Origin of the sequence: Halovivax asiaticus JCM 14624 (genome assembly GCF_000337515.1) — an archaeon.
Taxonomy (GTDB): Archaea; Halobacteriota; Halobacteria; order Halobacteriales; family Natrialbaceae; genus Halovivax; species Halovivax asiaticus.
Map to the genome: position 1 here is coordinate 483,198 of NZ_AOIQ01000006.1, position 19,280 is coordinate 502,477.

16 protein-coding genes are annotated in these 19,280 nt (G+C 64.5%); 12 read left to right on the forward strand and 4 right to left on the reverse strand.

Going from position 1 to position 19,280, the window contains the following annotated elements; genetic code table 11:
• Positions 1 to 47 precede the first annotated feature (47 nt).
• Both glmM and glmU read right to left on the reverse strand, forming a co-directional pair.
• A complete protein-coding gene (gene glmM / locus C479_RS03355; RefSeq protein WP_049907055.1) occupies positions 48 to 1,463 on the reverse strand; it encodes a phosphoglucosamine mutase in 1,416 nt (471 codons plus the stop codon).
• A 135-nt stretch (positions 1,464 to 1,598) separates the two neighbouring features.
• On the reverse strand, positions 1,599 to 2,819 hold the full coding sequence (gene glmU / locus C479_RS03360; RefSeq protein ID WP_007697808.1) for a bifunctional sugar-1-phosphate nucleotidylyltransferase/acetyltransferase: 1,221 nt from the start codon (positions 2,817 to 2,819) through the stop codon (positions 1,599 to 1,601).
• Between the two features lie 416 nt (positions 2,820 to 3,235).
• On the opposite strand from glmU, the gene C479_RS03365 reads away from it, so the two are divergent.
• The 7 genes from C479_RS03365 to C479_RS03395 all read left to right on the forward strand — a co-directional run bounded on the left by C479_RS03365 (position 3,236) and on the right by C479_RS03395 (position 10,734).
• Positions 3,236 to 3,955, forward strand: coding sequence for a DUF2270 domain-containing protein (locus C479_RS03365; RefSeq protein ID WP_007697811.1), 720 nt, complete (start codon positions 3,236 to 3,238; stop codon positions 3,953 to 3,955).
• A gap of 122 nt (positions 3,956 to 4,077) precedes the next feature.
• Positions 4,078 to 4,284 (forward strand): DUF4177 domain-containing protein, encoded by a 207-nt coding sequence (locus C479_RS03370; RefSeq protein ID WP_007697817.1) that lies wholly within the window; start codon positions 4,078 to 4,080, stop codon positions 4,282 to 4,284.
• On the forward strand, positions 4,281 to 5,297 hold the full coding sequence (locus tag C479_RS03375; RefSeq protein WP_007697820.1) for a hypothetical protein: 1,017 nt from the start codon (positions 4,281 to 4,283) through the stop codon (positions 5,295 to 5,297). Before C479_RS03370 ends, C479_RS03375 begins: the two co-directional genes overlap by 4 nt.
• 570 nt (positions 5,298 to 5,867) lie before the next feature.
• Positions 5,868 to 7,040 (forward strand): sugar phosphate nucleotidyltransferase, encoded by a 1,173-nt coding sequence (locus tag C479_RS03380; RefSeq protein ID WP_049907032.1) that lies wholly within the window; start codon positions 5,868 to 5,870, stop codon positions 7,038 to 7,040.
• A gap of 2 nt (positions 7,041 to 7,042) precedes the next feature.
• Positions 7,043 to 8,932, forward strand: a complete 1,890-nt coding sequence (glmS, locus tag C479_RS03385) for a glutamine--fructose-6-phosphate transaminase (isomerizing) (RefSeq protein ID WP_007697825.1) — start codon at positions 7,043 to 7,045, stop codon at positions 8,930 to 8,932.
• Between the two features lie 585 nt (positions 8,933 to 9,517).
• On the forward strand, positions 9,518 to 10,102 hold the full coding sequence (locus tag C479_RS03390; RefSeq protein ID WP_007697826.1) for a hypothetical protein: 585 nt from the start codon (positions 9,518 to 9,520) through the stop codon (positions 10,100 to 10,102).
• A 143-nt stretch (positions 10,103 to 10,245) separates the two neighbouring features.
• Positions 10,246 to 10,734, forward strand: a complete 489-nt coding sequence (locus C479_RS03395; protein ID WP_049907056.1) for a hypothetical protein — start codon at positions 10,246 to 10,248, stop codon at positions 10,732 to 10,734.
• Positions 10,735 to 10,813: 79 nt separating this feature from the next.
• Here C479_RS03395 and C479_RS03400 read toward each other — a convergent pair whose 3' ends face one another.
• Positions 10,814 to 11,389 carry a response regulator gene (locus C479_RS03400; protein ID WP_007697830.1) on the reverse strand — a complete coding sequence of 192 codons (576 nt, stop codon included), beginning with the start codon at positions 11,387 to 11,389 and terminating at the stop codon, positions 10,814 to 10,816.
• A gap of 194 nt (positions 11,390 to 11,583) precedes the next feature.
• On the opposite strand from C479_RS03400, the gene C479_RS03405 reads away from it, so the two are divergent.
• The 4 genes from C479_RS03405 to C479_RS03420 all read left to right on the forward strand — a co-directional run bounded on the left by C479_RS03405 (position 11,584) and on the right by C479_RS03420 (position 16,922).
• Positions 11,584 to 12,000: a helix-turn-helix domain-containing protein gene (locus C479_RS03405; protein WP_007697832.1), complete on the forward strand. Its 417-nt coding sequence runs from the start codon at positions 11,584 to 11,586 to the stop codon at positions 11,998 to 12,000.
• A gap of 161 nt (positions 12,001 to 12,161) precedes the next feature.
• Positions 12,162 to 13,811: a PAS domain-containing protein gene (locus C479_RS03410; RefSeq protein ID WP_007697833.1), complete on the forward strand. Its 1,650-nt coding sequence runs from the start codon at positions 12,162 to 12,164 to the stop codon at positions 13,809 to 13,811.
• Positions 13,808 to 15,487, forward strand: coding sequence for an ATP-binding protein (locus tag C479_RS03415; RefSeq protein WP_007697835.1), 1,680 nt, complete (start codon positions 13,808 to 13,810; stop codon positions 15,485 to 15,487). The genes C479_RS03410 and C479_RS03415 overlap by 4 nt, the downstream gene beginning before the upstream one ends.
• Positions 15,488 to 15,569: 82 nt before the next feature.
• The gene (locus tag C479_RS03420) at positions 15,570 to 16,922 is read left to right on the forward strand and encodes a hypothetical protein (protein ID WP_007697837.1); all 1,353 of its coding nucleotides are present in this window, start codon (positions 15,570 to 15,572) and stop codon (positions 16,920 to 16,922) included.
• Positions 16,923 to 17,012: 90 nt separating this feature from the next.
• Here C479_RS03420 and C479_RS03425 read toward each other — a convergent pair whose 3' ends face one another.
• On the reverse strand, positions 17,013 to 17,468 hold the full coding sequence (locus tag C479_RS03425; RefSeq protein ID WP_049907034.1) for an RDD family protein: 456 nt from the start codon (positions 17,466 to 17,468) through the stop codon (positions 17,013 to 17,015).
• 188 nt (positions 17,469 to 17,656) lie between these two features.
• Here C479_RS03425 and C479_RS03430 point away from each other — a divergent pair, with 188 nt between their 5' ends.
• Positions 17,657 to 19,219, forward strand: a complete 1,563-nt coding sequence (locus C479_RS03430) for a bacterio-opsin activator domain-containing protein (protein WP_007697842.1) — start codon at positions 17,657 to 17,659, stop codon at positions 19,217 to 19,219.
• Positions 19,220 to 19,280 lie beyond the last annotated feature (61 nt).

A 19,280-nucleotide genomic window follows, 5' to 3' on the forward strand; every position in this document is an offset into this window, starting at 1 on the left:
TCAGCAACCGCGAAACGGACCGGGCAGACTCGAACAACGAGCCAGCGTCAGTCGGACTCACGCTCGACGGTCTCGTCGACCAGTTGTCGGGCGGCCTCGAACACCTCCTGGGCGCGATCGTCGTCCCTTGCCTGTGCCGTAATCCGGACGAGTGGCTGGGTGCCGCTCGCGCGAAGGAGGTACCAGGCGTCGCCCAGATCGACGCGAAGCCCGTCGCGATCGTCCGTGGCCTCGATCGGTCCCGGGCCGGCCCCGTCGGCGATCGACGCGGCGAGGGCCCCCACGACGGCGGCTTTCTCGTCCGTTTCGATCGACTCGCGGTGGATCGGATACGACGGAACGTCGGCCGCAAGATCGGAGAGCGGTCCATCGCGAGCCACGAGCGCGGCGAGTCGGCAGGCCGCGAGCGGGCCGTCCGGACACGGCGTCTCGTCCGGCCAGATCCACGCGCCGGAGGGCTCGCCGCCGAAGACGACGGCCGGGTCAGTGGCTCGCTCGGCGACGTAGCCGTCACCGACGCGCGTTCGCGTGAGGGAGGCGCCGACGTCGGCGAGGGCATCGTCCACCGCGAGGCTCGTGTTGACCGGCGCCGCGACGAGGAGCTCGTCGCTGGACACGGCGGGCTCACTCGACTCCCCACCTGTGTGCTCTAAGGCATCCGCCCGCTCGACGGCATCGCACCCGAACAGCGCCAGCAGAACGTCACCGTCGAGAATCGTCCCGTCCTTGGTGACGGCCACCAGCCGGTCGGCGTCCCCGTCGTGTGCCACGCCGAGGTCGGCGTCGGTCGTCGCGACGACGCGTGACAGCGTCTCGCAGTTCGCTGGCGTCGGTTCGCTCGGACGGGCTGGGAATCGGCCGTCCGGCAGCGCGTTCAGCGTCTCCACGTGACAGCCCAGTTCTCGGAGCGCGGCAGCGGTGATCGACCCCGTTCCCGAGCCGACGTCGACGACGACCGACGGCTGGCGCTCGAGTGCCGGTTCGTCAGGTATCGACACCGCATCGACGAGTGCGTCGACGTGGCGATCGGTCGCCTCGGTCCACGAGGTTCGCTCGCCGACGGCGTCCCAGGCGACGAGATCGGTTTCGCCAACCTCGATTCGTTCCTCGATCGTCGAGAGCGAGTCGCGATCGAGCGCCTTGCCGGTCTCGTCCCAGAGCTTGAGCCCGTTGTCCGCAGGTGGGTTGTGCGAAGCGGTGACGGCGATCCCGAGATCCGCGTCGCGCCAGCCCACTGACCGGGCGATCGTCGGCGTCGTCGCGACCCCGACGTCCACGACGTCGGTCCCGGACTCTCGAAGCCCCGCGGCGACGGCGTCGACGAGCAGGTCGCCCGTCTCGCGCACGTCCCGCCCGACCACGACGCGATCGGCGTCGACGCCGACCGCACGCCCCACAGACAGTGCCAGCTCCGCAGTGACGACATCCCCGACCGGGCCGCGGACGCCGCTCGTTCCGAACAGTGACATGCCGGTGACTCCGGGTGGCCCGCTCGAAAACGTTGGGATCCGTTCCACCACGTGAGAGATCGATGGCGGGAGTGGCGATCGGCCGGTCCGTGGCTGCGTGATCGTGTGACGGCGCCACCGCGGCCGTCGTTACCGATCGCGCGTCACGGATTCGCCTGGCTTCGTCGTCGCGCCCGTCGAGAGCGTGACGCCCGCGTTGAGATTGGTGTCGATTCCCGTCTTGGCGTCGTCGCCGAGGACGACGCCGAACTTCCGGCGACCAGTCGAAACTCGCTCGCCCTTGACAGTGAGTTCGACCGGGTCGTCGTCGTGACGGAGGTTGGCGACGACGGAGCCCGCACCGAAGTTGACGTCGCGGCCGAGGATCGAATCACCGACGTAGGAAAGGTGGTTGACCGCAGCACCGGCCATCAGGACAGAGTTCTTCACCTCGACGGCGTGGCCGACGCTGGCATCCTGGCCGACCAGTGTCGTTCCCCGAATGTAGGCGTTCGGGCCGACGGTCGCACCCGACCGGATCAGCGCGGGCCCCTCGATGGCGACGCCCTCGCGGACGGTCGCGCCGGATTCGACGACGACCGGGCCGCGGATCGTCGCGTCGTCGCTGACCGTCCCGTCGAACGATTCGGCACTCGTGTTGTCGGTACTCGACCCGTTCCGGTCGGCGAGTTCGGCGATCTTCCACTCGTTCGCTTCGAGGAGTTCCCACGGCCGACCCACGTCGAGCCATCGGGAGAGGGGGACCGGGCGGACGTCCACCCGGTCGATCGTGTGCTCGACGACGTCGGTGAGTTCGTGTTCGCCCCGCTCGCTCTTCGGAACGTCGAGCCACTCGCGTGCCGCCGCCGGGAAGTGATACGCGCCGGCGTTGATCAGATTCGACGGCGGGTCGGCCGGCTTTTCGACGATGCCGGTGACGGTATCGTCGTCGACGTCGAGGACGCCGTACTGGGTGGGGTCGTCGACCCGGACACTGGCGATGGCGGGGCCGCCGTCGAAGAGTTCGTCGAGGCCGTCCTGGTCGAACAGCGCGTCGCCGTTCAGGACGACGAACGGGGCGTCGTCGAGTGACGCGCTGGCGGCCCGAACCGCGTCGGCCGTCCCGAGTCGTTCCGTCTGTCGAACGTAGGTGATCGGGACGCCAGCGTACGTCTCGCCGAAGTACTCGCGAATCGGCTCGGCCTCGTAGCCCACGACGAGGAAAATCCAGGAGGCACCCGCCTCGACGGCGGCGTCGACGGTGTGGGCCACGAGCGGTCGGTTCGCGACCGGAACCATCGGTTTCGGGCGGCGATCCGTGAGGGGACGCATCCGCGTTCCTTTCCCGGCCGCGAGAACGACAGTTTGCATATTCCACCCTGGATCCGGGACGTAAATAGTCGTTGCGCCCTCACTCGGGAAACGAAATCTCCGGAAGTGACGTAAGCACTGGATACACGCATCGATCAGATGGTGATTGGTGTGGAGGATTTCGCGAGCTTGAACGAGCCGATCGTTCGGCCCGCCTCTCGTCGATGAACCGGCATCGTAACTACCGAGTATGAGGTAACTTGGTCCAATCGGATTCTGTGCGAGACCGCTGTTTCTCAGTAACTCGTTGGCCAGTTGTGTGAACTCGGCTCCGTTGAAACCCCATTAGTTCGACACCATCTACTGTGAAATGTCCGGTAGGAAGGGATGCGTACTATTCGATGTTCTCCAGTACGGGTCACGCAGAGTACTCCGTCACCTTACTTGCTTATGGAGCGAGGAGATGTCTTTCCTCTATGACCGATTCAGGTAGCGACGAATTCGACCCAACTGCACCGGATCAACGGGAGATTGGCCGCGAAATGGTTGACGATAGTACGGGACTCGGTTCGTTGATGGCCCACGTCTATCGCGGAGAGGTAGACCGAGTGGGGACGTGGCGCCAGCGCCTCGACGAGACAACGACGTGGGCGGTGACGCTGATGGCAGCAATCTTGACGTGGGCGTTTTCGAGTGCCGATAACCCACACTATATCTTGCTGATCGGGATCGTCGTCGTCACCATCTTTGTGGGTATCGAAGCGCGGCGGTACCGGGACTACGATGTCTTTCGTTCTCGTGCGCGAGTCATCCAGGAGAACCTGTTCGCAAACGCCCTCGATCCGTCCCAGGGCACTGAAAGCCACGGCTGGCGAGCGGAACTGAGCAGGGATTATCGCAAGCCAACGCTGAAAGTCTCGGTATACGAAGCCCTCGCCAATCGGCTCCGGCGTGTGTACCTTGCGCTGCTCAGTGTCCTCTTGGCCGCATGGGTCTTCAGGATTACAGCGTTCGCGCCGCGCCAGGACTGGCTGACAGCCGCCGAAATCGCCCGTCTCCCCGGGGTTGCTGTGGTTGCTGTTGTGGGTGTGTTCTACGTCGTACTGCTGGTCGTCACCTTCTGGCCCCACGAGCGCCATGCCAAGGGCGAATTCCGTGAAGGAGACCCGGACGACTGGAAAGAGACGGACCAATAAATCCGTTCTCTGTTCTGAGTGCATTGCTGGGCGTCCAAGCAGGCCGTCTTCCGTATCAGGAATGTTCCCACTATCGAGGTAGTGGAGCGGGGTATAGAGGGCTGCAGCACCTACTAGTAGTGATGGCCGAATCAGAAGTGACCAACTGGGAATACGAGACGCTTCGCCCACCGCGCGATGAGAGCCAAAAAGAAGCAGACGATCCGAAAGCAGAGTTGAATCAACTCGGTGCAGAGGGCTGGGAGTTCGTGGGGACGATCGACTACGAGGGAGGCGGCTCCAAGTACCTCGTTTTCAAGCGACCTGCCCGATCGGGTGAGCCAGTATGACTGACGAGACCGACATCAGTACGGCCAACACGATGCGCGAGCGCTCAGGCGAGAGTCGGATTAAAATCTGGTTGCTGCTGGGCGCGAACCGCCTTCTCGTCTCCACCATCCTGACCAGTGCCGTGTTCGTCGCATTCGTCATCGCCGTCGCCGTCCTCGACCCACCGTTTTCACGGCAAATCGCGTCCGAGGACACGATCGAAACGATGTTCTCGACGATGATCACGGTCATCGTAACCGGGACGACACTCGTCGTCACGATCGGTCAGCTCGTCCTCTCCCAAGAGAACGGCCCGCTCGGCGATCAACGCGAGCGTATGTCCAGCTCGATGGATGTCCGGGACTTTACCGAAGAATTAATCGGGTCTCCGAGTCCTACCGATCCATCCGAATTCCTTCGGCAGCTCATCGGAATCACGGCACAACGGACGACGGCCCTTCGAGAGGCTATTGACAAGAATGATAACGAGGACCTCCGAGAAGAGGTCGACGAATTCGCTGAAAGTGTCACTGGAAACGCTGACACAGTTCGTGACCAACTTGAGGATGCACAGTTCGGCTCGTTCGATGTGGTATATGCTGCACTAAACTTCAACTATAGCTGGAAAATATTCCAAGTAGAACGGTTTGAGGACGAATACGAGGAGAGCCTCAATGAGGAAATACGCGGCCTGCTTGACGACCTCAAAACAGCGCTGTCTCTATTTGGGCCGGCACGCGAGCACATCAAGACGCTGTACTTCCAGTGGGCACTCATCGACTTGTCGCAGATGATTCTCTATGCTGCAGTCCCGGCATTGGCCGTTGCGGGTATCATGGTCGGAATCGTCGATGCGGGGACGTTCCCAGGAAGCACACTCGGCCTCGATCACATCATCCTCGTCGTGGGCGGTGCGTTTGCGGTGACGCTCGTTCCATTCATGCTGTTCGTCTCATACGTCCTTCGCATCGTCACCATAGCGAAACGGACACTTGCCATCGAGCCGCTGATCCTCCGCGAATCACAACGCTGAGATCCGATGCAGAACTCAATCCTTAGACACGGTTGGATGTGGACGCTTCGTGAGGTGGTAAGAGTAGTCGCTCGCAGAATGGACGTCGATTCCTCGCCTTCGGGACCTAACTGAGAAGGGGTTTGTCGAGAAGTTGGAACTAGATGTCGAGACGATCCCAAATACGATGCCCCAGACTTTCTATGCGGCAACACCATTTGCGATCGAACAACTCCAAGAGATGGGTCTGTGGGAGAATCTAGGGATGGTGTATCAACTCTACGATTCCCTTGAACGCCCTGACATCATCCGGGCAATCGAAGACTGGGAAGAGAGACCGATTCCTGGCTGGATTTGAGGCAATACCATCCACTGAACTGAATTCGACGTGTGCAACTATCTCGGGGATGTCGCCATCCGGAACCGACCGCAGACGTGGGGTTCGAGTTGCCTCTCCGCTGAATCTGGCCATGGGGACGTGGCAGATTCAAGACCGCTCCCTCGGAGGTGGCGAGTTCTGAAACCCACCACCTCAACGTCCCCGACGACCGTGCCCGATGTATTCAAGTGTCTCACGGGTAAATCAGCTATATGCGCGATTCTTCGGTCCCTGCGATCGTTCTCGCTGCCGGCGAAGGGCGGCGGCTGGCGCCGCTGACCCACCGGCGCCCGAAACCGATGGTCCCCGTGGCGAATCGGCCCCTCCTCGAACACGTCGTTTCGGCCATCGCCGAAGCGGGCGTCGATCGGATCGTCCTCGTCGTCGGCCACCGACAGGAACGCATCCGGACGCACTTCGGTGACGGCGACGCCTGGAACGTCGCGATCGAGTACGTCGAACAGCCGACGCGACTCGGCACTGCCCACGCCGTCGCACAGGCCGAAGGGGCCGTCGACGGTCCCTTCCTGGTTCTCAACGGCGATCGCATCGTCGACGCGGACCTGATTCGACAGGTTCGAGAGCGGCTCCTGGCCGAGGGCGGCCCGGTCGTGAGCGTCACCCCCTCCGATCGCCCGAGCGATTACGGCGTCGTGACACTGGATGGCGACCGCGTCGCCTCCATCGAGGAGAAGCCCCACGCCGCCGCGTCCTCGTCGCTCATCAACGCCGGCGTCTACGGCTTCGCGCCCGCGATTTTCGACGCCATTCGCGAGACACCACAAGAGGCCGGAGAACTCGGCATCCCGACGACGCTCGCGAGGGCCGTCGAGACGGGATCGATCTCGGCCGTGCGCTACCGCGGGACCTGGCTCGATGTCTCCCACCTCTGGGACCTGCTGTACGTGACCGCGGCCACGATCGAGGGGGGAGACGGAGTCGACAGAACCGGCGTCCACGAGAGTGCCGTACTCGCCGCCGACATCGTCCTCGGTGACAACGCGCGCGTCGGGCCCAACGCAACGATCGGCGGCGCGACAGCGCTGGGCGACAACGTGACGGTCGAGTCGAACGCCGTCGTCGCCAACGCCGTCGTCCTGCCCGACGCGGTGATCGAGTCGGGCGCAGTCGTCCGTGACGCGGTCGTCGGTGAAAACGCCCACGTGGGGGCCAACGCGACGATCGCCGGCGGTCCGGCCTCGGTCGTCGTCGAGAACGAAGTCCACGACGACGTCGAATTCGGCGGCGTGATCGGCGACACCGCCCACGTCGGCGGTGGCGCGACCGTCGAGCCCGGAACGATCGTCGGTGACGGCGTCGACATCGCCGGCGGGGCGAGCGTCCGCGGTCGCTTCGAGACCGATGCAGTCGTCAGGAGGGGCTAATCATGTGTGGAATCTTCGGGTACGTCGGCATGGAATCGGCCGGTCCGATCGTCTATCGTGGCCTCGAAACGCTCGAGTACCGGGGCTACGACTCCGCCGGGATCGCTCTTCGCGAGGACGGGTCTGACACGCTGTCCGTCGCGAAGCGCGCGGGCGAGGTGTCGGCGCTGTCGGTCCCGGACGAGTCGGCATCGACCTGCGCCATCGGCCACACGCGCTGGTCGACCCACGGCCCGCCGACGGACGCGAACGCACACCCACACACCGATTGTGCTGACTCCGTCGCGGTCGTTCACAACGGCATCGTCGAGAACCACGAGGAACTCGCCGAAGAACTCGCCGATCACACGTTCACGAGCGAGACCGATACCGAAGTGATCCCGCACCTGCTCGAAGCGGCGTTCGACGAGAACGCAAGCGAGGAGCCCCTCGACGGGAGCACGTCGCGTACCGACGGCGGGAGCGCGACCGACGGCGTATCAAGTCGCGTCGCGACGGAGTTGCGTCGTGGCGTCGAATCGGTGACGGACCGGCTGGAAGGAAGTTACGCCGTCGCGGCGGTTCATACCGGGGCCGATTGCATCGTCGCGACGCGCCAAGAGAGCCCACTCGTCGTCGGTCACGGCGAGGATGCGTCGTACCTGGCGAGTGACGTGCCAGCGCTGGTCGAGCACACGCGCGAGGTGACGTATCTAGAGGACGGCGACATTGCGGTCCTCCAGGCGGGGGAGGTCTCGATCTATCGAGACGGCGAACGGGTCGAACCGACGCGTTCGACGATCGACTGGGACGCCGACGCGGCCCAGAAGGGCGGCTACGAACACTATATGCGAAAGGAGATCCACGAGCAACCGACGGCGCTGCGCCAGACGCTCGGGAGCCGCGTCGACGTGAACGCGGGGACGGCTTCGCTGGACGTGGACTTTCCGAAAGGGTACCTGGAGTCGCTTGAGGAGATCCAGTTACTCGCGATGGGGACGTCCTACTACGCCGGTCAGTACGCCGCGACGCTGTTCGAATCGCTGGCGGGTGTCCGGGCGACGCCGGTGATGGCCAGCGAGTACACCTACACGGGCGGGCGCGATCCGTGGCGAACCCTCTCGGTCGCGGTGACCCAGAGCGGTGAGACGGCCGACACGTTAGGGGCGCTTCGAGAGGCCGGGGCGGCCGGCGCGCGAACACTCGGGGTGACGAACACGCTCGGAAGTTCCGTCACTCGCGAGGCCGACGACGCGCTGTTCATCCGGGCCGGGCCCGAGATCGGCGTCGCCGCGACGAAGACCTTCGCCTCCCAGGTGAGTACGCTCGCGCTTCTGGCCATCGCCATCGGCCGGGAGCGCGGCGAGCTGTCCGCTGCCGAGGCGCGATCGCATCTGGAGGACCTGACCGGCTTGCCCGGCGCGATTCAGCAGGTCCTGGACGAGGAAGCACGGATTCGCGAGACGGCTCACGAGTACGCCGACTCGGACGCGTTCTTCTTCGTCGGCCGGGAGTACGGTCACCCGGTCGCGCTGGAAGGCGCGTTGAAACTGAAGGAGATCTCCTACGACCACGCAGAGGGGTTCGCCGCGGGCGAGCTGAAACACGGTCCGCTGGCACTAGTCACCGATCAGACGCCCGTCCTCGCCGTGCTGACCGAGGGATCACGCCCGCAGGAGACGCTGAACAACGTCGCCGAAGTCCAGGCCCGCGGCGCGCCTACTATCGGCGTGACGAGCGACGACGTCGCGGCCAGCTCGCTCACCGAGACGTTCGACGTCCCCGATGCCGGCATCTTCGAACCGCTCGTGGCCAACGTCTACTTCCAACTGTTCGCCTACCACGTCGCGAACGCGAAGGGCCGGTCGATCGACAAGCCACGGAACCTGGCCAAGAGCGTCACGGTGGAGTGACCACGTCCTGGAGAGGGGCGTCCGGGAAAGGGATACGGCCCGGCCGACTATTGTATCGACTCACCGCGAGACAGAGGGCCGCAGAAAACCACTCGCGGCGGAACTTAATACTGAGAACTGATCGCGTCGCGTACGGGCGTGTCTCAGCGGGAGAACGGAAGCGACTACCACAGAATCCGGTCGCCATCGCCGGACGAGAAAGAAGGCACGACTCTCAGCGGACCGATACGGACGTCTCCCCACTCGTCCGCCCGGGTCGGTTGCCAGGAGTACCGTTCGCAACGACGGATGTCAGAGGCGGTTGATCGAACGGCGCCTTTCGAGCGCGTCATCGACGGATTGTCCCTGTGACGAGACGCAGACCACCGGGTTGGTCACCTCCGTGTCCGGGTGGGTAGTTGGGACGAAAAATAGGTTCTCACGCCGCGTTTCAGACTCAGAAACCCCGTCCGGGAAACTCGAACGGACGACGACCGGCGGTGACCCGACGATCCGGAGGTGAGTCGAACGAGGCCCCACAGCCGGTGTTTCACGGCGAGAGAGGCGGCATGCAGTTACTTTCCGACGGTGTCTGACCGTCCACGCATGAGCACAGGTCGATACGGCATCGATGGCCTTGATCTCTCGGACGACACGTACACCGTCGAACAGAATCTCGTTCGGAACAAGTACGAAGCGTTGGACGCCAGCGGAGAGACGGTTCTCGAAGGCGAACAAGAGACGTTCAAACTAACGGAGGAATTTCCGTTCGTCGACGAGAACGGCGACGCAGTGTGTACCGTAAACGCCCAACAGATTCGAGACTACAAAGGCGAGTACGTGCTCACGGACGCCCGTAGCGGCGACGATATCGTCGTTTTCGAGCACGAATACTCGGTACTCGAGCAGATTACCGGAGTCACCTGGAACATTTGTGACGCCGAGTCAGGGAGCAAACTGGCCGAGATCACGTCCCGGAAGTTCGTCGGGCTCGTTCGACACGGGCTCCTTGGGAATCTGATCCCCCATCACTACGAGATCACGGACGTCGACGGCACGCAGGTGGGGACGATCTCCGGTCGACTCTCGATGAAAGATCGGTACGACATCCAGATCGCCGACGCGAGCACGGTCTCGCGAGAGCTGGTCGTAGCCGCCGCGATACTTATCGACGCCATCGAAGGAAATTGAGTCTCCCGACCGAGACGGAGACTGGCGCAGTTCGACGGGCGAAGAGACCACCGGGCCGTCCGGATCCGATCGATTGTTTCTCGGCCGGAGATCGGTCGGGCCACTTTACGGGTATACCGGCCGACCGTGCGAACGATCCGATCATGACCAGTAAGAACGGTTCCGACAGCAGTTCGCTCTCCAGACGAACGTTTCTCGCGGCCAGTGGAACGACGGTAGTGGCGACGACGGCCGGCTGTACGGAGCTGCTGAATTTCATCGGTGACAAGTTGCTGGAAGAGGTAAACGTCTTCAACGAAACCGACATGCGCGTCGCCGGGTCGATCTCCGTCAGTGGTCCCGCTGGTGATACTGCACTCGACGAGTCGTTCGACATCGCCTCGTCGGAAAGCGAAGCTAGCGACGACGACCAGTCCGTGGCAGTATACGACGACGTCTGGGACGGGTCGGGATCGTACGAAGTTGCCGTCGAACTGACCGACGTCGAAATCGATGGGGAATCACAGGCGAGCGCAACGGTAGCGATCGACAACCCCGACGAGCAGATGCTCGCCGTCGGACTGGGTACCGGAGAGACCGACGCCCCGATCGACTTCAGTGTCGGAGAGAGCCTCTCGGATTTCGGCCGCTAGAATCGTCGCCGGCTGCTGCCGGCGGCCGAACTAAATCGGGCCGGGCCACGTTCGGGGCAACGACGTGCGGATGAGCTTTTTATCGGCTTTCGCGCGCGATATCGTCGAACGCATCGAAGAGTTCCGTCGCGTTTCCGAGAAGCCGTCGTGCGCGTCCTTCGAGGCGCTGTGAACGCTCTTCAGTGCGTTGGTACTCGTCGTGTGCCTCCCGTCGATCGGCCGGGAGTTCGGCTGCGATCACCTGGCGCTTGGCCTCGACACTGAAGTACTCGCTGAGGGTTGCGTACCCGAGGATCGTACACTGCTGGGTTACGGCCGCTCGGACGTCCTCGCGGTCGACCGGTTTGCACAGGTAGTCGTCGAAGGGCATATCGAGGATGTCGAAGGTGGGATCGATCGCCGTGACCATGATGACGCGACCGGCAAAGTCCATCGCGTCGAGTTCGTCGAGTACGTCGTCGCCCGACAACCCGGGCATGTGCCGATCGAGGAGAACCACGTCGATAGCAGAGTCGCGGACGGTCTCGAGAGCTGACTCGCCGTCGTACGCCGTTTTGGTCTCACACAGCCCACGTAATCGGAGCGCGTACGCGTCCGCGACCTCCCGCTCGTCGTCCACCACCAGCGCGTGCGGGAGTTCCGCCTGTTCCTCCATCGATCGAAGTAGTGGTGTGACTTCGCATAAATGTCTGTCCTTCGTCTCTCGTCGAGCGTCACCATCCCTTCCCCCTCATCCCGCGCGAGGAGTGGTAACTGGACAGGTCTGTATAGCTAGTGTCGGCGGCGTGGCGGAGTCTCGGTAGCTAGCTACCATCGATACCACCAACGGGGCGTTTTCTCGACATACCGATGGCGAGCGAATTAGTCCCCCCCCGTGACCAAGCAACGGAAGCGCCGTGCGCGGCGACCGAAGGCGATGAATGGCGACACGAAAATCCGACGGCGCTGCTCCAACAACTCGGTGACGAGTACACGCGAGCCGCGTTCGAGGCCGTTCTCGACCGACCTCGAAGCGGGCGAGCGGTCGCGGCGGCGACCGACATGTCTCGACCGACGGCGTTCCGACGGCTCAACGCACTCGTCGAACTCGGCTTGCTGGAGACGGACCGTCGGATCGACGGGGAGGACGGCCACCACCACAAACGGTACCGCGCCGTCATCGATGGGTTTTCGGTACGGATCGAGGACGGCGACATCGACATCGTCATCGAATCCGACACCTCGGCAGAACCCGCGCGGATCGAGCGACGACCGGAGTGTGACTGACCGAGCACGCTCGGTCCGGCGGTCGGGTCCAATCCCCTGCATCCAAGTGGGAGGCCGAGACTACGGGACGCATGCCACGGCGATCGATCCGCGGCCCGGGAGCCGCCGTGGCGTCGACTCCGACGACCCAGGACTGATGTGAAACGGGTCGAGAACGACACATGGACTCTCTCACCTTCCTCCGCATCGGGATCGCCACGGTCGCTGCGTTCGTGGCGGTCGCGCTCATCGTGGTCCTCCGTCCGTATCGCGAGCGCGCCAGCGCTCGAGCGCTCCTCGGCGTCGGCGCGACGATGGCGGTGGGTTCGGCCCTGCACCTGCTCGTCGCCGATCTCACACCACCGAACGCAGCGCTCGACGTAACCGGCTGGGACCTCGAGCCGACGGCCTGGATCGTGGTCGGGTCGACTACTACGGTGATCGCCGGCGGGGTGTGGGTGCTGTTCGTCTTTCGATACACTGGTCGGTCGCGACGCGTCCGGCAGCTGACCGCCGCGATCGTCGCCGGAATCGATTTCGGAGCCGTCGCCGTCGCGACGGTCGCTCTCACGGCGGCCTCGGCGATCGCCTACCAGGCCCTCACGATGGCGTTCCTCCTCGTCGGCTTTCTGATCACGATCGGCGTGTTCCTGCTCCTGTGGCCGTCGATCGGACAACACGCGGTCCAGATCCGTGAACCCCTGACGCTCTCCGCCGGCGCTATCGGACTGCTGTCCGGGAGTTTCGTTGCGCAGATCTTCGAGCGTCCCCTCCTGTTCCCGGCGCTGTGGGCCGTCGCTGGCGGACTGTTTCTGGTCGCCGTCGTCCGCTACCCGGTCTTCGAGACGCCGCCGTCCGCACGCGTGCTCGGTCGTGATCGAGTCGTCGAGGAACTGTCCGACGGCGTTCTCATCGTCGATCGGCGGGGTCGAATTCGCGATTGCAATCCTGCCGCGAAGCGCCTGTTCGGCCTCGAACGGGCGTCGATCCGGGAGAAACGGCTCGAGTCGATCTTCCCGACCGCCATCGATCCGAGGGAGCTGGCGACGAAGGCGGAACCGCTCCGGGTCGAACTGTCGGACGGGACGACGCTGAACGTAACCGCCGATCCCATTACCGACGGCCGGAATCGGCAGTTCGGCTCACTCTTATTCTGTACGGACGTGACCAAGAGAAAGCGACGGGAGGACCAATCGACGCTGCTTAGCCGGTTTCTCGTCGAGGAGATCCGGGAACGGATGGTCGAGGTGGCCGACGGGGCAAGACATGCACAGCGGACGGGAGCCGACGACGTGACCGCTGCAGCTCGAATCTGGGAGCGGACGACCGTCCTGACGAGCCTCGTCGCCCAGACCCGGTCGATCGAGCGCGCCATCGCCGAGGACGGCGTTCGTGGAAACCGGCGGATCGACCCCCATCCAGTCCTGCGTGAGATCCGCGATTCGATTGCCACCGACGACGGGCCACGTATCGCGATCGACGGCCCGGAAGCGCCGATCGACACGACAGTCAATCGGGCGCTGCTACGGTCGCTTCTCGAACCGGTTGTCAGAGACGCGTACGAACACGCTTCGACGCGAGTCGAGGTCGGCGTCGATGGCGACGCGCCCCACGTTCGGATCGTCGACGATCGGCCGGATGCGAGCACCGAGACGGAGGACGAACGCGAAACCGGGTCACCGTTGACCGTCACGCGACTGGCGCTCGAACAACTCGGGAGCCGCCTCTCCGTAGAACGGGACGGCGCCGGTCGCCGCGTGGTCGTCGAACTGCCAACCGACCGCCCGGACCGGGTGGCTAGCGCCGCACCTGACGGGGGTGGAAGTCGGTGATTCACCTCGACTGGGCGACGCTCGGGGCTGTCGTGTTGGGCGCCGGCGTCCTCGTCGCGAGCCGAACCGCACAACGGCACGAACGCCCCGGCGTGATACCCTTCGCACTGTTGGTCATCCTGCTGGCCGGGCTCAGCGCGGTGATCGCACTCGGGCGCTCCGGGCTGGTGTTGATCCAACTCGGAGCCGGGAAGGATCTGCTCCTGATCGGCGGGTACGGGTTCGCGTCGTTGCTGTGGGTCGGCTTCGTCTTCGAGTATACGGGACGGGGACCGGTGCTCACGCCGCGTCGCTGGGGCGGGATCGTCTTCCTCGGCGGACTACTCGTCGCGAGCACGACCGTGACCTGGGGACAACAAACGGGCCGGTTTGAGTTCGCCCTGCTCGGACAGCTTTCGTACCTTACGACGTTCGTACTGCAGGTGGCCGTCTTCTCGTTCGGCCTGCTCGGCGTCGTACTGATCGGTCGCTCGACGATCACCTACGACGATCTGGCGCGCGGGTCGGCGGCGTCACTCGTAGTCGCCGGGATCGGTATCACGTTGCTCCCCCTCTCGATACGGTACGGACGGCAGTTACCCGGAACGTCGATGTATTCGGTCGTCCTGTGGCAGCTCCTGGCCGTCGCCGGCGCGCTCGCCTGGACAGCGATCGGTACCGACGCGTTCGAACGAGGAGCCGGCGCGGGACATCTCGCCAGAGAGACGGCCCTCGACGCGATGTCCGTCCCCGTTGTCGTCGTCGATCGAGCTGACCGGTTACTGGACGTGAACCGGGCTGCAGTGGAAACCTTCTCGGTCGATCGGACGCAACTCAGGGACGAGTCACTCACGGACGTCATTGACGTACCTGAAGAACCTCCCGGAGGGCAGGCAATCTCGCTTCGGACGACAGCCGGGCGACGGGAATTCATCGTCGAACAGAGCGAGATCACCGACACGGACGGGGAGACGCTCGGTCGCGCCTACCGGTTTCGTGACGTCACGGAACGAGAAACCAGCGAACAGCGGATACAGGTCTTGAACAGGGTCGTCCGACACAATCTGCGGAACGATCTGGATGCGATCCGCGGCTTCGCCGAACCGATCCGGAACGACGCGTTCCCGGCCGACGAGGCGACGCAGTATTACGGACGGATCGAGACGATCGCAACCGGGCTCGTCGACCTCGCAAACGCGGTCGCGCGATCCGAACGCATACTCACGGAACCGCGCCTCGAACGGGAGCGGTGTGATCTCGTCGAAATCGCGGAACGAGCCGTCGACAGGTCATCCGACGCGGATATCACGCTGGAGGCTTCGGCCGACGTCGAGATCCGATCGGATCCGGACGCAGTCCGGATCGTGCTCGCCGAACTGATCGACAACGCCGTGACACACGCGAGCCAAGAGCCACAATCGGTGACGATCCGCGTCGATCCCACCACCGCCGGTGGGCGGATCGAGGTGCGTGACGATGGCCCGGGAATCCCGTCGGAAGAGCGGGCCGTGCTCGTCGACGGGGAGGAGACGCCGATCAAACACGGCAGCGGGATCGGGCTCTGGCTGGTCTACTGGACCGTCACGCGATTAGGAGGGGAGCTGTCGTTCGAAGAGCGAGAGCCGCACGGGAGTATCGTCGTCGTCGATTTTCCGGATTTCGGTTCAGCGAGTACCCACGGGTCGACGGATGCGTGACGCAGCGTGATAACCGCGCTTATGGTTCTCGTCTCCCAACGCATCGGGTACCGATCGACAAATCGATCTCCGCCACCGACCAATGACACGTCTTCACCGTCGTCGGTTTCTCGAACTCGGTGCGGGAGCGGCGGCCGTCGCACTCGGCGGCTGTTTCGGATCCGACGACGAAGCGGCGTCCTACGCGAAGTGGGTGCCGGCGAGAACCGGCGGCGTCCACGTCGGCTATCTGGATTTCAGTATCACGACCGAAGTACGCGAGGGCGACGAACTGTTGCCTTTGATCCTCCCTGCGAACGCGACCGAGCGTACCGAGCACATCCTGACAGATATGTCGATTCTCGATAGCGTCGAGGATCCGTTGCTCACCTGGCCGATCGAGGTCGGCGGCCAGTTGGTCGGAGGAGCCGCCCTTGGCATCGCCGCATCCGGGCTCGGCTACCTCATCGATCCGGAGCGGCCTGACCAGGGGGTAGACGAGCTGTTCACGGCAGACGCCGTCGCGATCGGACGGGGAACGATCGATCTCGACGAAGCCACGGAGACCCTCCGATCGGGGTCCGAGGGAGTCTTCGGTGACGTTCCGTTTGAACGAACCGGATCCATCGGCGATTTCAGCCTGTATGCGCCGACGAGCGGTGATCTAGACGGCGTCACAGCACTCAGCGAGACGACCGTCATGGTCGCCGACACTCGCGAGGAGATCCAGCGTATCGTCGAGACCACGCGAGGAGATCGCGCCGGCGCACTCCAGGAATCGGACGTGTTCGAGTGGCTACAGGAGACAGCCGGAAGCGGTCACATTGCGGGCGGGTGGGTCGGACCGATCGAGCTCGAGAGCCACTTTATGAGCGACCCGTCCGAACGGCCCGCGGCCGACCTCCTCCGGGCAGCCGACAACGTGCTCGCCTCGTTAACGGTGACCGCCGACGACAGTGAGGTCACGGCCAATCTCGCCGCGCAGCGGGGGTCTCTCGACGACGAGACGGCGCGCGAGTTCGACCGCCGATTCGGGTCCGCGAGCGTAGAGGGGACGACGACAGTCGACGGAAACCGCGTTACCGCCAGTGGGACCTACACGGAAGACGTCCTCGATATCGAGTTCTCCCAACCCGATCAGTCGACACCGCCCGACGACGCGGATCCGGGGGAACCCGTCGATCCGCCCCCCGAAGTCGCTGCTGCCGTTCCCGAGAAAGGATTCGGGTTCACCTACCTGGACGAAGGCGGACGAGTCGAAGTATCGTTCCCCGCTGGATTCGACGCCGAGGAAGTAACGCTGACTGCCGTCGACCAGGATCACGAGGTGTCGACGACGTCGGCGGAGCACCTTCGCTCGATGACGGTGAATGTCGATCCGGACGGCGATACCGTGCTCGTGACGGTTACCGTCGACGGGACGTCCGGCGTCGTTGCTCGCTGGGAAGGCCCCTGACGCCGTCGGTCCGATCGAGAGTTAGGATGCGGAGCGGCGGCCCCTCTCGACGGTCCCGCCGCTGCTTTACTCCGAATAGCCCTGCGTCACTCAGGGTCGCACGACGATCGTGTTGCCGACCCGGTCGCCGAGTCGCCGCTCCGACTTCGAGACGGCGAGGGTCACGATCCCGACCAGATAGAAGGCGGGAAGCCAGTCGACGAGGCGGAAGACGTTCCGGAGCAGCGAGCCCAGAAACGACGGCGCCGAGCCGTCCGGCCGAGTCACCTCGATGCTGACGAGGTACTTGCCGAGGGTCTTGCCCCACCGCCACTCCAGGACCGTGTGATACAGTATCGAGATGGCAAGCCAGAGCCCCAGCCCCGCTAGCGCCGGGCCGCCGTCGAGATTGGTTTCGATCCGCGTGCTCGAGGTCTGTAAGTCGCCGGTTACGAGGCCGACCGCCGGGATGGCTACCATGAACAGTCCGATCCAGACGACCGAGTCGATGGCCATCGCGACGCCGCGGATGCCCACGCCACACCGTCGTTGCGTATTCGATGTCATTTCACGTCGGAGGGATGCAGTACGGTCGTAAAGTACGGCCGCGCGTGTTTCTGCTGGCGAAACGCGCCGACCGTCGTGGGGCGACGGGTCCACGGTGGATTCTCGCGGAATCGAGTCCGACCGAGCGAGACGAACCGTCCGAACGGATCACGTATCCTTAACTATCGGCCGGCAGTCACTCGAAGACGATGGACACGGGGGTCGAGCACGCACCGATCGGGGTTCTGGAGGCGAGTCACGACGGCGTCGTTAGTGACGTGAACGAAACCGCCGCGACCATGCTCGACGTGGATCCGGACGCCGCCACGGGCGAACCGATCGGCGCCGTCGTTCCGGCGTCCGTCGACGCGTCCGTCCCGGAGGCGTTCGAGACGGCCCTCGAGACCCCAGTGTCCGCCGAGGAGTTCTACCCCGAACTGGATCGATGGCTCTCGGTCGACATCAGTCCAACGAGCGACGCTGTCTACGTCTACCTCCGGGACGTGACCGACGAGCGCCGACGCACACAGCGGCTGGAGTCGCTCCAATCTGATCTCCACCGACTGACGATCGGGAACGAACTCATCGCGGACGTCCTCGGGGAACTCGTCCGGGCCTCCACACGCGAGGAGATCGCCCGAAGCATCTGTCAGGAACTGGGTGAGACCGACATTTACGAATTCGCCTGGGTCGGCGAACGGGCGGTCGGCTCCGACGAGATCGTGCGTCGGGCCGCTGCCGGAACGACCGGGCGCACGCTAGAGCGGATCGATACCGCGCTCGACGGTAATGTAGCGCTGCCCGAATCGCGCGCGATCGAGCGCGGCGAACCGACCGTTATCCGGTCGCTCGGTGAGAACGGCTCCGTCCCGGAACGGATCCGACGGGCGGCGTTCGCCGACGGGCTGGGATCGCTACTGGCCGTGCCACTGACCTACGGATCGAGCGTGTACGGCATCGTCGGCGTGTACGCGGCCGAGCGGGACGCGTTCTCGGAACGCGAGCGCAAGAGCTTCGGGACCGTCGGTAAGATGGCCGGGTTCGCCATCAACGCGACCCGCAACCGGTCGTTGCTCTCGGCCGACCGGGTCGTCGAGCTCACGTTCCAGTTGTCGGATCCCGCAGCCCCGTTCGTCACGACGGTCGCCGAAACGAACGCGAGGCTCGACGTGGCCGGCGCGATCCCGCAGGGCGAGCACCTCCTCTGTTACGTCGACGCCGAGACCGCGACTCCCACCGCGGAGGAAATCGCCGCCGTGCTGGCCGAGCACGAGGCGGTCGTCGAGACGCGGACGATCACCGACCGCGACGCCGACGGCTCGATCGAAGTACGCCAGCGCACCGAGACGCCCCTCGGGCACCTCCTCAGCCAGGGCGGGACCGTCCGGTCGGCCACGTTCGGCGGCGACGACAATCGCGTCGTCGTCGACCTCCCACCGTCGGAAGACGTCCGCCGAATCGCGGACGCGATCACGCGCCGCTACGACGCTGCGGTGCTCGCCAAACGGGAGCGGCGACCGGACGAGCGATCGACCCGGGAGTTCCGGAACGCGCTGACCGATCGGCTGACCGATCGCCAGGAGGACGCCCTTCGCACCGCGTTCTTCGCTGCGTACTTCGAATCCCCGCGCGGGAGTTCCGCGGCGGAAGTCGCAGACGCCCTCGGGATCACCGGTCCGACGTTACTCCATCATCTCCGGGCCGGCCAGCGGAAACTCCTGGAAGAACTCTTCGAGGTGACCGATCGACCGTCGGCCGTCGATCGTCCGTGAAGTAAATCCGAGACCTCGGATGGAAGTTCCGGGCTGCCGCCGGTTCGCGCCGACGAAATTG